This is a genomic window from Janthinobacterium sp. GW821-FHT03C10, assembly GCF_059420865.1.
The window spans coordinates 1-15,560 of sequence record NZ_JBWKUN010000004.1 but is presented as its reverse complement, the minus strand read 5'-3'; the positions used below and the strand labels follow the sequence as shown (position 1 = coordinate 15,560).

The following is a 15,560-nucleotide window of genomic DNA, read 5'->3' as shown; positions in this document are numbered from 1 at the left end:
GTTATTTGACGCGCACGATGCGGCCCGCCGACGTGGCGCTGCCGGCCGGCTTGCCGGCGCGCGCGCGGGCGATCAGGTAATCGCTGAAGGCGTCGATGTCGCGCACGCCCGTATCCAGACGGCGCGTGCCGGCCGCCAGCACGGTGAAGCGGTCGCCGCCGCCGGCGAGGAAACTGTTGGCGGCGACACGGTATTGTTGATTATCGTCAATAGGGCTGCCATTCAGCATGATGCTGCCGGGCAGCACGCGCTGCCCCTGGGGCCGCGTGCTGTCCCAGCGATAAGTAAAACCTTCGGACACTTGCAGCAAATTGCCTTCGCCGGCCTCTTCGCCCGGCCATTGCTGTTCGAGCAAGGTGCGGATTTGCGCGCCGGAAAGACTGACGACGATCAATGTATTGCCAAACGGCACCACAGCCTGGTTCTGACCCACGTTCGTCATCAGGTCGGCACCCGCTTCCAGGTCCTTGCGGATGCCGCCATTGTTCATCAAGCCGATTTGCGCGCCGGCAGCGCGCGCGCCGAACAGGGTGCTGTCTGCCACCAGGTCACCCAATGGGGAAGCGCCGCCGCCCTTGGTGCTGCGGCCCACGCTAGATACGGCGATGGCGGCCACGGGACGCGACAATTCGGCCGCACTGCGTTGCTTGACCGATTCCAGGTAGGCTGCCACTGCCGGGTCCGGCTCATACATGCCTGGCAGCATGACGACGTTTTGCGCGCTGGCATCGATCAGCGCATTCTTGACGGGATCGACCTTGAGCTTGATGCGCGTCAGCATGTGTCCGCCCATCTGCGCCTGGGTCACCAGCCGGCCATCGACGCGGCACAGATAGCCCTGGTGCGAATGGCCGCTGATGACGAGCTGGATGGCCGGGTCGAGGCGCTTCACCACGTCGACCACTTCGCCCTTCAGGTGACTGCAATCGGGCTGGTCGACGGCTTCCTTCGTCTCGCCGCCCTGGTGCAGCAGCACGACGAACACCCCCACTCCCTGCGCGCGCAACTGCGGCAAGGTGGCGTTGATGGCGTCCGCTTCATCGCCGAACTGCAGGCCGGCAATGCCGGCGGCCGTCACCACGGACGGTGTATCTTTCAGCACGGCGCCGATCAGGCCCACCTTGACGCCATGCGCCTCTTCGATGCGGTAGGCGGGCAGCAGCGACTTGCCCGTTTGCGTGTCGATGACATTGGCCGCCATATAGGTATAGCTGGCGCCCTTGAAGTCGGGCGTGAACTTGCACGCCTTGTCGGCGCGCGCGGATTCGCAGCCGCCGCGCTGCTGGCGCAGCAATTCCGCCTTGCCCTGGTCAAATTCGTGGTTGCCGACGGAACTGGCCTTCATACCCAGCATATTCATGGCGACGATGCTCGGTTCGTCCGCCCACAGCGCCGACATGGCGGGGCTGGCGCCGACCAGGTCGCCATTGCCGACAAAGATCAGCTGCGCATCTTCGCGCCGCCACGCCTTCAATGCGCCGGACAAGGTGTCGATGCCGCCGGCCTGCACCGTCTTGCGCCCGGCATCGCCAGCGCTCGTATAGGTAAATTTGCTGCGCTCGAGGTTGCCGTGAAAATCGTTCAAGGCGACCAGGTTCACTTCAATCGGGCCGCTGGGCGCAAGCTGTGGCACGGAAGCGAAATTACTGCAGCCGGACAGGCTGAGGATCAGGGCCGCGCTGGCGACCGGATTGCGTAGGAAGTGAGCCATGGAATGATATGTATTGAAAAGGGGAAAGAGTAAACCATCTGGTCTATAAAAAAAACGGCTGGTGTCGCCACCAGCCGTTTTTTATCTTGCCAAACTACGAGGCAACTACGACATTAAAACTCGTACTTGATCGTTGCTTGCAGCGCCCATTGCGATTCGCCTTTGGCTTGGCGCGTTTCCAGGTCTTCCACGACAGGGCGGGTGTTATAGACGTACTTGCCGTTTTCCATACCCACGTAGTCGACGAAGCTGCGTACCTGACCGCCGGCCGACTGGAAAGCCACTTCATTGATGCGGCCCCATTTACGGTTGATCATGTTGCCAACGTTCAAGATATCGAAAGTAAAGATACCCTTGTGGCCCTTGAAGAGGCCTGGTACTTCCTGGCTCAGACGCACATCGAAGCTGTTGGTCCATGGTGCAAAGCTTTCATTACGGCCAATCACGCCGCCCTTGGCTTTACGCAGGTCGCCATTCGCGTTGACGACCTTCCAGAACGCCGCCTCATTGGCAGCCTTTGCCGCCGCCGTGGCGCCGGCAAACACCACATCGCCCGAACCTGGCGCGCTAGGAATGTACATCAAGTCATTGCCGGCCAGACCGTCACCGTTCAAGTCATTGTTGATGGTCCAGCTGTATGGCTTGCCGCTACGGCCTTCATAGAACAGACCGAAGGTGGTCTTGTATTCGCCGAAGAAGCGTTTTTGCCAGTTGACGTTTGCCGTGAAGCGGTCCTTGACCATGTAGTTCGAGTTCGACGCGACATTCTCGTTCGGATTGAAGACAGCACGGCCACCCCAGTTCGAGCTCGAGGTCGAAGACGTCAGCGGCGACACTTCCGTGGCATCGCTGTACGTGTACGACGAACCCCACGACAGGCCTTCGCGCAGCGGGCTACGCAGCGACAGGGTCAGCACGTTCGATGCGCCCTTGTCGGTATTCGTGGCCATCAGGACTTGACCGAACGCAGCATTGCTGCCCGCCTTGGTCAAGGCGCTGCAAGATGCGCCACCTTTCAAGCTACCCGAAGCATTCCAGCACGTGGCGTCATAAGCATTCTTGCCATAGTACAGAGGACGGCCATCGCTACCAGTTGCCGTTGGCGCACCCAGATTCAGCTCCTGGTAGTAGATCGAGTTCTTGGTTTGCAGACGCAGGTATTCGGCACCTACGATCAGGCCCATCCATGGCAATTCATGTTCGAATGCCAGGTTGGCTTTCCACACCGAAGGTTGCGCCAAATCAGTGCTCAGCAAGTCCACTTTCATCGCCGGGATCACAGGACCCAGATTGGTAGGCTGCTTGGTTGGATCTGGATTGAAGAAGCCAGGCGTATCCAGGCAAGTACCGGCCGAAGACGAGCAGGTGTAGTTTTGCGTGGCCATGCCGGTGTTCTGGTATGGATTGCCCAGCCAGACACTGGCTGCCGCGCCCTGGAACAGGCCGAAGCCGCCGCGCACTTGCGTCGGACGTGCCGAGTCAAACTTGTAGTTGAAGCCGACGCGTGGCTGGTACAGGTTTTCACCGTCGATGGTACGCGTATTATCCACACCGAAACCGCCCGTTTGACGACCAAACTGGCTGGTACGTGCGACCGTTGGCAGCGCCGCGGTCGGATTGTAGATGGGCTTTTCGCCGATGCGGGTACCATCGATGCGCAAGCCCGCGCTGATGGTCAGCTGCTTGCTGACGTCCCAGGTATCTTGCACGAACAAACCGATGTTTTTCAGCGAGAACGTTGCAGTGGCGTCTGCCAGCGTGCGGCCCGGCTGCGGTACCTGATAGCTGTACGAGCTTGGTCGGCCCAGGCGGAAGTTTTCCAGTACGGCGGCCTGGATCTGCGCCGCGGTCGTGGCCTTGTTGCCGCAATCGATAGCACCGAACGAATACGTCACCTTGGTGCTGCTGTTGATACAGCCAAAGGTGTAGTTACCGTTAACGTTTTGCAAGAATGCATTGTAGACATCGTTCTTGCTGTAGTCCGTGCCGAACTTGACTTCGTGATCGCCCAGCGCCCAGGTACCGGCCGCATAGAAATCTTTGGTCTTGGTGCCCAGCACGTTCATCTGACGGCTTTGTTCCGTACCGAAGTTCAGGAAGCGGTTACCGGTAGCCAAGCTGGCTGGCGCGCCATCCGGCAGCGCACCCGAGAACTGCAAGCCCATGGATGGCAGGTAAGCATTGTTTTTCGGCACGCTATCATACTTGCGCGACGATACCTTGACCTCTGTCGAGAACGTCGGCGTCCACTCGGACGTCCATTGGCCAACCAGCGTTTCCAGGTTCTTTTCCTGGTTATACCAGTAAGAACTCAGCGACAGGCCGGTCGGCGAGAAACCCGTGTAGATAGGTTCAGCTTGCTCGGTCTTGGCGTAACGCAACATGATGCGTTGGGTATCGGTCAAGTTCCAGTCCAGTTTCAGCAGCTTTTCCTTGGCCGTGAATGCCGAACCGTCAGGGATCGCCAGGCTGCCGATAGGGATGCCATACTTGTCCTTGGCGATGGCGATGGCGCCATCGATGGCCGATTGGGTGATCGCTACGTTGGTCTGTGCACTGCCGACCGGACCGAAGGCCGGGGCGCCGCGCGAGCTCTTGGTTTCTTCGTAGTTAGCAAACAAGAACAGTTTGTCTTCGATCAGCGGGCCGCCCAGGGTGATGCCCTTGGTGGTGTCCTTCGATTTTGGCGGTGCGTAGTACGCGCCCGTCGTATCGTTATAGCGGTCGCCAGCGGTGCTGTCATTGCGGAACACGTAGTAAACGCTGCCCTTGACCTTGTTGGTGCCGGATTTGGTCACGGCGTTGATGTTGGCGCCCGTGTAGCCTTTTTGCGTCACGTCATAGTTGGCGACGTTCACTTGCACCGACTGGATCGCTTCGATCGAGATCGGTTGCTTGCCGGTAGCCGTACCGGAAGCTTCCAGGCCGAAGGTGTCATTCACGGCCACGCCGTCGATCGTCATCGAGTTGTAGCGCGAGTTCTGGCCAGCGACGGAAATTTCACCGCGCTCCTTGTCCGTTTGCGACAGGCGCGGGTCGGCGCGGGCGTAATCCTGCAAGCTGCGCGAAATCGATGCCTGGGTTGCCAGTTCTGTCGGGCTGATATTGGTGCCGGCGCCCATGTTGTTACGGTTAAATACCTGATTGCGGATGGCATTCGTGCTGACTTTCACCACTTGCATCTGCGCACCCAGGGTCGCATCGACGCTGGCCGTTTCAGCCAGTTGGATGAAGACACCTTCGCGTTTTTCCACTTCGCCATTCTTGGTGATGGTGATCGTGTAGGGACCGCCTGCGCGCAAGCCACGTGCAACATAACGGCCTTCGGCATCGGTGGTCACGTTGCTGACGGAGCCAGATTCAACGTGAACGATATTGACCTGCGCGCCAGCTGCAGGCTTGCCGTCATTGGCCGAGATACGTCCGCTGATGGCCGACGTAGTGTTCTGTGCGAACGATGGTGCCGCCGCCAGTGCAATAGACAGGCTGAACGCGATTTGCGTTAGCCGAAGTCGCTTGTGATTGATCATCTTTAACCCCAGAAAAGACTATTATTTTTGAAAATCCTGGATTGCCCCACCGTCCGGCTGCGCCGCACAGCAACACAAACACAAGATCTCCTCTTTACGATGCTGCAACTGTTACGCCGGCTGGACTGGCTGCGGTCCTGACAAGACCATCACAAACGCCTCTCCACACATCACAGCCCCTGGCAATTCAAGCAATAACGACGGAAAACGAGGTCTCCTGGCCGTACAACACAGCGCGCTAGCATCTGTGTCATTCACCCGACATGCTGAGCCGGCCAACATGGCAAGCCGCGAGTGTAATTGTTAAATATTTCAAGACTGTGACACGGCGGAAAAATACAGAGGAATGTCGTCATTTAGCTGCGCGACTGTTTGTTTCACTCTGCATCTCACCTTTATTTACTGCAAATACCCAGCTTCATACGATATCGCCCAGATGAATTGTGACTTTTTAATATCACCTTCATCCCACTATGCATCATCAAAAAATGGATGACAAATACGATTTTTTTTACATATTTATATATTTAAAATATAAATAGCATAGGGTAAGGAGCGAGATTGATATCGTGCTGACAGCGTTCGGGCTTATGGCGCGAGATTATAAATGAGCAATATGTACTTGAAATTGATTCATCCAGGAAATTGGATAAAGTCGCGTATCTGCCGTCAATTGTGTCGCATGGCCGCCACAACATTAACAAAACAACATTGCGGGTATTGGAGGGGGGAAATGGAAAACGGCCGGAAGATCCGGCCGCTCTGAGAGTATCAGTTGCGAAGGTCGCGCAACTTACGGTTTGCTGCTCTTGCCGGCCTTGTCGGCCGCGGCAATTTGCGCTTCAAAACGGGTAAAACGGGCATCGAGCGCTTTCAGCAAACGCTGTTTGTCCGCCTCCGCCAGGAAGGAATAACGCAAGCTGTTATACGACAGCTTTTTGATTTCCGCATAATCGGTCTTGTACTGGCTGGCAAACAGCACGTATTCATTCGACAGGGTATTGCGCGACACGCCCGCGTCGTCGGTGGAGATGACGAATGGCACGCCATACTTGCGGTACAGGGTAACCGGATGGGCCTGGCCCTTGATGCCGAGGATGTAATCGTTGCTGGTCAGGTTCACTTCCACGGGGATGCCCCGTTCGCGCATCTTCTGCATGGTCGCCAGCGCATTGTGCTCGTAGGCGATATCCATGCCGTGGCCGATACGGTCGGCGCCCGCCACGTCGACGGCTTCAGCGATATGGAACGCCATGCCTTCCGGCGGCACCATGCCCAGCGCCAGCTCGCCCGCGTGCAGGGCGATCTTGACGTTCGGATATTTCGTCTTGAGGAACTTGAACATTTCCATGTGCAGGCTGTAATCGCGCATGGACACGTTCACGCTTTCCTGGCCCACGATGTTCACGCCCACCAGCAACGGATTGAGGCTCGCTGCCTTGAACGCGGCCACCATGGACGAGAACACTTGCGATGGCGACAGGAAACGCAGCACATACGCCTGGTAGCGCATGGTGAAGTGCGCATCGTCGATGCCGGCGCTGCTGGCGTTCACGTTGTCGTTATACGCGGTGATGCTTTTCTGGAAGCTGGCATCCTGCTCCAGGCTGGCTGCCCACTTGGCCAGCACGGCTTGCAACGCTGCCGGCGGCAAGCCCGGCGCCAGCACCTGCTGGTCGAACTGCGCGTTTTGCACGAATGGCGACAGTTCGAAAATCGTCTCGATGTAGCTGAGGTTTTCCGCGATGGCGCGTTGCTTCAGGGTTTTCAGGCCATCCGCCGTATTCGTCGATGCCACGGGACCGAAGTAGCCGAAGGTATCAAAGAAGGTACGGTCCGGTGGCGTCTGGACGGCGCCGTGGTTATAAAAATCCTTGGTCGACCAGCGCTGCAGCAACTCCGCATACAGGCCCGCGTCGGCAAACACTTCCGTGGACGACAGGCAGCTGCGCTGTCCGGCCGGCTTGGCGCGCTCGGCCGCCACGACGTCCTTGTTGCTTTCGATGCGGTAGGTCGTCTTGTTGACGCAATAGTTTTCCTTGTCGACCCAGTCGAGGAATTGCTCGGCGTAAATGGCGCCCGAATAATGGTGATGCAGATCACCGCCCTTGGGCATCATGGAAAAGAACAGGTTCAACTCGGCGGTCTTCGGCTGCGCACCGCCAACCAGGGCGGCAAAATGGCGCGCGGTGGCCGCCTCATTCGAAGACGGGGTGGCCACCGCCTTGGCGGCCTGCGCCGTTCCGGTCAATGCCAGCGCGGCGCCAAGCGCCAGGCCAGTGAGTTTCTTGTGCATTCGCGTACTCGCTCAGGATAATTCGTGTTGAACAACGGGTAGGTCAGCCCTGCCCCCGCACATGCACGCATTGCCCGCCTGAATAGGTGGCGGCCACGGCGCGGTCGTCGCCCAGCAGCGCGAAGGCAAACAGCAATTCCTCCAGGCTTTGACAGCCAGCCGTGCGGCGTTCGAGCAGCGGCGTCGATTGCTTGTCGAGCACGATGAAGTCCGCTTCCGTGCCGGCAGTGAAATTGCCCAGGGTGCCTTCCAGCTGCATGGCGCGCGCGGCGCCCAGGGTCGCCAGGTAAAACATGCGCAAGGCGGGCAGGTAGCTGCCTTTCAAGCGTGCTACTTTATAGGCTTCGTTCATTGTTTGCAACATCGAGAACGAGGTGCCGCCACCCACGTCCGTAGCCAGTGACAGCAGCACTCTTGCCGCATCGGCCCGCTCGAAATCAAACAAGCCGCTACCGAGGAACAGGTTTGATGTAGGACAAATGGCGGCTGCCGAAGACGTTTCCGCCATGCGCGCGCGGTCGCGCTCGTCGAGCCAGATGCAGTGGCCGAACATGGCGCGCGGGCGCAGCATGCCGTACTGGTCATACACATCGAGGTAGCTGCGCGCCTGCGGGTGCAGTTCGCGCACCCAGCGGCATTCATCCTCGTTTTCCGACACGTGGGTCTGCAAGTACGTATCCGGATAAGCGCGCGCCAGCTCGCCCGCCAGATGCATCTGTTCATTCGTGGACGTCGGCACGAAACGGGGCGTGATCGCGTACAGCGAGCGGCCGCGCTTGTGCCAGCGGCGGATCAGCTCCTCGCTGTCGCGCGCGCCGGACTCGGCCGTGTCGCGCAGGAACTCGGGGCAGTTGCGGTCCATCATGACCTTGCCCGCCACCATGCGCAAGCCGCGCGCCTCGCTGGCGCCAAAAAAGGCATCGACCGATTGCGGATGCACGCTGCCATATACCATCGCCGTCGTGGTGCCGCAGCGCAGCAGTTCATCGAGAAAGAACTCGGCGACATCGCGCGCATGCTCTGGGTTCTCAAACGCGCGTTCGGTAGGAAAAGTATACGTTTCCAGCCACGGCAGCAAACCGGGCGCGGGCGAGGCGATCATTTCCGTCTGCGGGAAATGCACATGCGTGTCGATAAAGCCGGGCACGATCAGCTTGCCCCGGTAATCGACGATCTGCGTGATCGGCGGCAATGTCGCTTGCAGCTGCGCGTAATCACCGGCTGCCACCACCTTGCCATCGGCCACGATCAGCAAGCCGTCCGCATGCCAGGCGTGCGCCTCTTCGCTGAAAGCAGGATCGGCGTGGAAGTGCAGCAAGCTGGCACGGTAAGCTTGCAAAGTGGCAGGAACAATCGGCATGACTTCTTTCTATAAAAGATGATTGACCGCGCGCTGCTTGCGGCGCGGTGGCGTGCTGGCAGACGTCAGCCGCAGCGGTGCGGCCAGGGCCGCGCTGGCGGCTTCCTCCCACACCATGAGTAATTGACAGGCAACGGAGGCGGCGATCACGGCCGGTGCCTTGTTGCGGATGCCGGGCATGCCGATCGGACACACCATGGCCGCAATGCGCTCGTCCGGCACGCCACGCGCCTGCAGCCGGTGCTCGAACTGCTTGCGCTTGGTGTGCGAACCGATCAGCCCGAACCAGCCCGCATCCTCGCGCGCCATGATGGCTTGCGTCAAGCGTTGATCCAGCGCATGGCTATGCGTCATGACCAGATAGCTGCCGCCTGGCGGCGCCATGGCGACGAATTCTTCGGGCGTGTCGGTGGCGGCGATGCGCACATTATCTGGCATTTGTAGGGGAAACATGTCTTCGCGTTCATCGACCCAGGTGACATTGCAGGGCAAGTGGGCCAGCGCACGCACGATGGCCGCGCCCACGTGGCCAGCGCCGAACAGGGTCAGATGGGCGCGCGGCGCCAGGCAGGGGTCGACCAGCCAGCGCCGCCCTTCACTCCCCTGCGCGACATGGGTACTGCGTTCGCGTGAAAACGTATCGGGCGCCTGGCCTGGCGTGCCGGCGATCAAGCTACCGGCGACATCGAACAAGGCCGACGCGGCAGTGCCATCGAGCGCCGTCAGGCGCCAGCTATCCTGCTGGCGGCGCTCGCGCAAGGCGGACAATACATCGTTCAAGCTGGCATCGACAGGTTCAAAGGCAAGATAAACAACGCCTCCGCAGCATTGGCCCAGGCTGGGGCCCAGCGCAAAACGCTCGAGCCGCGCATGCGTGTCTTTTGTCGCCAGCATGGTCTTGGCGATTTCCACGGCGCGCAATTCCAGGTGGCCGCCGCCGATGGTGTCCACTTGGCCTTCGAGGGTGACGCGCATCTTCGCGCCCGCCTCGCGCGGCCCGGAACCTTCCACCAGGGCCACCGTCACCAGCACGGATGCCTGCGTGTCGTTCTCGATTGCTGTCAGCCAGTCGCTCATCGTCTGCTCCTAGGCGTCGACATGCGCCGCTTGGACGGCCATGACCGCCTTGAGGATTTCCTCGCTGGTGGCCGGTGCATTCAGCGGTGGCTGCACGGCGTGATGGCCCACGCTGGAAATGGCGTCGCGGATGGCAAAGAACACGGAAAACGGCAACAGCAGCGGCGGCTCGCCCACGGCTTTGGAACGGTGGATGCTGTCTTCCACATTGCTGTTCTGGAACAGTTTCACACGGAAATCTTCCGGGCAATCGGAAATGCCGGGAATCTTGTACGTCGACGGCGCGTGCGTCATCAGCTTGCCTGCCCCATTCCACCACAGCTGCTCCGTCGTCAGCCAGCCCATGCCCTGGATAAACGCGCCTTCCACTTGACCCAGATCAATCGCGGGATTCAATGACTGGCCCGCGTCGTACAAGGCATCGGCACGCAGCAGTTTCCATTCGCCCGTCAAGGTATCGACCACCACTTCGGCCACGGCCGCGCCATACGCGTAGTAGGAAAACGGATGGCCCGTCATCGTCTTCGCATCCCACGACAGCCCGGGCGTGGCATAAAAACCATCGGACCACAGTTGCACGCGGGCCAGATACGCCTTCTGCACCAGCTCGGCAAACGGCACGACGTGACCATTGACGTGGATATGCTTGTCGAAGAAGCGCACGCCAGCGGATTCGCCGCCGTACAGTTTGACCGCGTAATCGGCCAGGCGTTCACGGATCTGGCGTGCCGCGTCCTGCGCCGCCTTGCCGTTCAAGTCGGCGCCAGTGGATGCCGCCGTGGCCGACGTATTCGCCACCTTGCTGGTGTCGGTAGCCGTGGCGCGTACGCATTCGAGGTCCAGTCCCAGCTCGTGCGCCACTACCTGCATGACCTTGGTATTGATGCCCTGCCCCATTTCCGTGCCGCCATGGTTGACCAGCACGGAGCCATCCACGTACACGTGGACGAGGGCGCCGGCCTGGTTCAGATGCGTGACGTTGAAGGCGATGCCGAATTTCAAGGGCGTGAATGCCAGCCCCTTCTTCAGGACAGGACTGGCCTCATTAAAGGCGTCGATAGCGCGGCGGCGCGCCCGGTAATCGCTGCTCTCTTCCAGTTCCGCGACGAGTTCATGGATCACGTTGTCGACGATTTTTTGCCCGTACGGCGTGACGTTGCGCCCTTCCGCATCGTTGCGGCCATAGAAGTTGAGCAGGCGGATATCGAGCGCATCGCGTTGCAAATGGCGGGCGATTTCATCGATGACGTACTCGATGGCGATGGCGCCCTGCGGCCCGCCGAAGCCCCGGAAAGCCGTATTCGACTGCGTATTCGTCTTGCCGCAGGCGGCGCGGATGTCCACGTCGGACAAATAATAGGTGTTATCGAAGTGGCAGACGGCGCGCGTGGCGACGGGGCCGGACAAGTCCGCCGAATAGCCGGCGCGCGTGGTCATGTCGACCTTGGCGGCCAGGATCTTGCCATCGTCGTCGTAGCCCACTTCGTATTCATAGTAAAAACAGTGGCGCTTGCCCGTCACCAGCATGTCGTCGTCGCGGTCGGCGCGCAGTTTCACGGGACGCTTCAGTTTGGCCGCCGCGATCGACGCGGCCGCCGCCCACAGGGCCGACTGCGATTCCTTGCCGCCGAAACCTCCCCCCATGCGCCGGCATTCGACCGTGATGTTGTGCGAATGCACGCCCAGCGCATGCGCCACCACGTGCTGCATCTCACTCGGATGCTGGGTAGAACACAGCACCAGCATGCCCTGCGCCTCTTTCGGGATGGCGTAGGAAATCTGTCCTTCCAGATAAAACTGTTCCTGACCGCCCACATACAGCTGGCCCTTGACCACATGCGGCGCGCCCTCGAATGCGGCCTGGTAGTTGCCGCGTGTCAGCTGCATGGGCGGCAGCACATACGATTGCGCCGCCTTGGCCGCCTGCGGCGTCATGATCGCGGGCAACTCGTCATACGACACTTGCGCCAGGCGGGCGGCGCGGCGCGCATGGTCGTGCGTATCGGCCACCACAATAAAGATGGGCTGGCCCACGTATTGCACCAGATCAAAAGCCAGGATGGGATCATCGTGGATGATGGGGCCGCAATCATTGGTGCCGGGAATGTCCTGCGCCGTGTAGACGGCGACGACCCCCTGCGCACTGCGCACGGCGGAGATATCCATGGCCGTGATGCGCGCGTGCGGCTTTTGCGACAGGCCCAGCGCCGCGTGCAAGGTGCCCTGCAGTTCGGCAATATCGTCCGTGTACGTGGCTTGCCCCAGCACATGCAGTTGCGCCGATTCATGGGGGCTGGGCTTGCCCACGGCGGCCCAGGCGGCCGCTTGCAGTTCGGGCGTGGCAGGATAATTCATGCTGGTCCTTTCAGGCGCGGCAAGCGTAGGCGTTGAGGGACGTCGGGGGCAAAGGCGCACCGGGACGGGTTTCCAGCCAGAAGCGGCGCAACAGGTTCTGCGCCGTCGTCATGCGGTAGGTGTTCGACGCACGCATGTCCGACATGGGAGCGTAATCGTCAGCCAGCAGGCGCATGGCGATAGTCAGATTTTCCTCACTCCACGCCTGTCCCCGCAGAAACGCTTCCGTCTGCGCGGCACGCTGCGGCGTGGCTGCCATGCCGCCAAAGGCGATGCGTGCATCGACGATGCGCTCGCCGTCGAGCTGGAAGGCGAACGCGGCGCACACGGCCGAGATATCCTGGTCGAAGCGCTTGGCCAGTTTATACGTGCGGAAATACACATCGGCACGGGGTAAGGGCACCCGCACGGCTTCGACGAATTCACCGGGCTGCAAGTCTTTCTTCTGATAGCCCAAATAGAACTTTTCAAGCGGCATGATCCGCTGCCCGGCCGGGCCGCGCAGCACGATATCGCTGCCCAGCGCAATCAGCCACGGCATCGAGTCGCCGATGGGGGAACCATTCGCCACATTGCCGCCCAAAGTACCCGCGTTGCGGATCGGCAAGGAAGCAAAACGCTGCCACAGTTCCGACAATTCGTCCGGATAATGCCGGCACAGCGCCGCATACGCATCGTTCAGGCTGGCGCCGGCGCCAATCTGCAGCTTGCCGTCAACGATGCCGATGGTTTTGAGCGCGGCCACATTGCCCAGATAAATGATGTCGCCCAGGTCGCGCAGTTGCTTGGTGACCCACAAGCCCACGTCCGTGGAACCGGCCAGCAGGCAGGCCCGCGGTTTTCCCGCGCGCAACGCCACCAGTTCATCGATGGTACGCGGCGCGTGGAAGTGCTGGCCGCCATGTTCATAGGTACTCACGCTGACGCGCTGCAGCGCCTGCAATTGCTGCGCCAAGGCATCGCGGTCAAACGTGACGTGCGGCAACTCCCCCATGCGCCTGGCGGCGTCGATGATGGGCCTGTAACCGGTGCAGCGGCACAGATTGCCCGACAGCGTATCGTCGATTTCGCAGCGCGTGGGCGTGGCGCCACTTTTCTCCAGATACATGCCCCACAAGGACATGACGAAGCCGGGCGTGCAAAAACCGCACTGGGAACCGTGGCACTCGACCATCGCCTGCTGCACCGGATGCAAGGCGCCATCAGGCTGCTGCAAGTCTTCCACGGAAAACAGGGCCTTGCCATCGAGCGTGGGCGTCAGCTGAATGCAGGCGTTGACGGCTTTCATCTCGACCTGGCCATCCACCAGGCTGCCGATGACGACGGTGCAGGCGCCGCAATCGCCCTCGGCGCAACCCTCCTTGGTGCCCGTGCAATGCAAATCCTCGCGCAGGTGCTGCAACACAGTCTGCGTAGGGGCGGCGTTGCGTACTTCCTGTACGGCACCACGGTAGTAAAAGCGGATCGGTTCTGACATGCTGGCCTCGGTATAGTCCCAGTATAGGAGATTAACACCGGCATATGGGACAACTATATGCAAAGACTGATTTTACTTATCACTCAATATCAATATGCATCAGATAGTGCAGGGATGCGTCGCATGCCAGTGTTCGGCGATATCGATGCGGCGCGTGATCCAGACCTGCTCATGGCGCTGTATATAGTCGAGGAAGCGCGCCAGCGCCGCGGCCCGTCCCGGCCGCCCCACCAGGCGGCAATGCAGGCCGATGGACAGCATCTTCGGCTGGTTCAAGCCGTTCGGATCGCCTTCCGCGTACAGCACGTCGAAGGCATCCTTCAGGTAATCGAAAAACTGCGTGCCCGAATTAAAGCCCTGCATGGCGGCAAAGCGCATGTCGTTCGTATCCAGGGTGTAGGGCACGATCAGCTGCGGCTGCATGGCCGGCATGCCGGCCGCGTCCGTGTACGCCACCTTTTCCCAGAATGGCAGGTCATCGCCGTAATAATCGGCGTCGTAGCGGAAGCCGCCATGCTCGACCACCAGTTTGCGCGTATTCGGAGAGTCGCGCCCCGTGTACCAGCCTTGCGGGGAGGAACCCGTCAATTCGCGGATGATCTGCACGGCTTCGTGCATGTGTTCGCGCTCCGTCGCTTCGTCCATGTTTTGGTAGGAAATCCAGCGCAAGCCGTGGCAGGCGATTTCATGCCCCAGTTGCTGGAAGGCAGCTACCGCCTCCGGGTTGCGCTTCAGGGCCATCGAGACGCCAAACACCGTCAATGGCAGGCGCCGCTCCTCGAACATGCGCAGCAAACGCCAGAGTCCGGCACGCGAACCGTATTCATAAATCGACTCCATGCTCAGGTGGCGCGCAGGAAAAGCGGCCGCACCGATCATTTCCGACAAAAACGTTTCCGAGGCGGCATCGCCATGCAGCACGCTGTTTTCCGCCCCTTCCTCGTAATTGAGAACGAATTGCAGGGCGATGCGGGCCTTGCCCGGCCATTGAGGATGCGGTGGCGTGCGGCCATAGCCGATCAAGTCGCGCGGATAATTTTCATAAGTGCTCATGCGGTGGCTCGCCTATAGGAGACAATGTTGGTTATACGCCCAATCATATAGCCAGGTGCTGACGCAGGTATATGATTTGCACGATAAGCACATTCACTCACCCTATATACAGGATAGCAAATGGGAAAACTCAGCACGCATGTACTCGATATCGCCCACGGCAGGCCGGGAGCCGGCGTCAAGGTGGCCCTGTTTTCGGTCGCGCCGGAAGGTAAAGTGTTATTGAAGATGGATATAACCAATAGCGACGGCCGCTGCAGTTCCCCCTTGCTGGAAGGAGACAGCATGAAAGCGGGCCAGTATGAGCTGGTATTCAATGCCGGCGATTATTTCGCCGCCCAAGGCGTGGAATTGCCCTCGCCCCGCTTCATCGATCTGGTGACGCTGTCCTTCGGCATTGCACATACGGATGAGAACTACCACGTGCCGCTGGTGGTGTCGCCGTGGTCATACTCGACCTATCGCGGTAGCTGATCTCCCACCATACCAACAATGTTGTCGGATTACGCGCTGCGCGCTAATCCGACCTACCCGGTATGGTTGATGCTGGCCGATGTCCGTCGGCGTAGGTCAGCGTAGGTCGGCTTAGCGCAGCGTAAGCCGACAAGCACCGGCACAAAACCACCAGACGAAAAAAAACCCGCCAATTGCTTGACGGGTTTTTCTCTTACTGCGAATAACAAGCCTGACGATAACCTACT

General features: G+C 60.1%; 9 protein-coding genes. 1 reads left to right on the top strand and 8 read right to left on the bottom strand.

Features of this window, described 5'->3' with window-relative positions:
* Position 1: 1 nt before the first annotated feature.
* The 8 genes from AC07VH_RS14410 to puuE all read right to left on the bottom strand — a co-directional run bounded on the left by AC07VH_RS14410 (position 2) and on the right by puuE (position 14,859).
* On the bottom strand, positions 2-1,711 hold the full coding sequence (locus AC07VH_RS14410) for a bifunctional metallophosphatase/5'-nucleotidase (protein ID WP_494788473.1): 1,710 nt from the start codon (positions 1,709-1,711) through the stop codon (positions 2-4).
* Positions 1,712-1,824: 113 nt separating this feature from the next.
* Positions 1,825-5,241: a TonB-dependent receptor gene (locus tag AC07VH_RS14405; protein ID WP_475414090.1), complete on the bottom strand. Its 3,417-nt coding sequence runs from the start codon at positions 5,239-5,241 to the stop codon at positions 1,825-1,827.
* Between the two features lie 793 nt (positions 5,242-6,034).
* A complete protein-coding gene (locus tag AC07VH_RS14400; RefSeq protein WP_494788474.1) occupies positions 6,035-7,537 on the bottom strand; it encodes an adenosine deaminase family protein in 1,503 nt (500 codons plus the stop codon).
* Positions 7,538-7,580: 43 nt separating this feature from the next.
* Complete coding sequence (gene guaD / locus AC07VH_RS14395) at positions 7,581-8,897, bottom strand: guanine deaminase (protein WP_494788475.1); 1,317 nt, start codon at positions 8,895-8,897, stop codon at positions 7,581-7,583.
* 9 nt (positions 8,898-8,906) lie between these two features.
* Positions 8,907-9,974, bottom strand: coding sequence for a xanthine dehydrogenase accessory protein XdhC (gene xdhC, locus AC07VH_RS14390; protein ID WP_494788476.1), 1,068 nt, complete (start codon positions 9,972-9,974; stop codon positions 8,907-8,909).
* A gap of 9 nt (positions 9,975-9,983) precedes the next feature.
* Positions 9,984-12,329, bottom strand: a complete 2,346-nt coding sequence (gene xdhB / locus AC07VH_RS14385) for a xanthine dehydrogenase molybdopterin binding subunit (RefSeq protein ID WP_494788477.1) — start codon at positions 12,327-12,329, stop codon at positions 9,984-9,986.
* A gap of 10 nt (positions 12,330-12,339) precedes the next feature.
* Entirely contained in the window at positions 12,340-13,806 is a 1,467-nt protein-coding gene (xdhA, locus tag AC07VH_RS14380; RefSeq protein ID WP_494788478.1) for a xanthine dehydrogenase small subunit, read from the bottom strand.
* 99 nt (positions 13,807-13,905) lie between these two features.
* A complete protein-coding gene (gene puuE, locus AC07VH_RS14375; protein WP_494788479.1) occupies positions 13,906-14,859 on the bottom strand; it encodes an allantoinase PuuE in 954 nt (317 codons plus the stop codon).
* 120 nt (positions 14,860-14,979) lie between these two features.
* Here puuE and uraH point away from each other — a divergent pair, with 120 nt between their 5' ends.
* Positions 14,980-15,333, top strand: coding sequence for a hydroxyisourate hydrolase (gene uraH / locus AC07VH_RS14370; protein WP_086145089.1), 354 nt, complete (start codon positions 14,980-14,982; stop codon positions 15,331-15,333).
* Positions 15,334-15,560 lie beyond the last annotated feature (227 nt).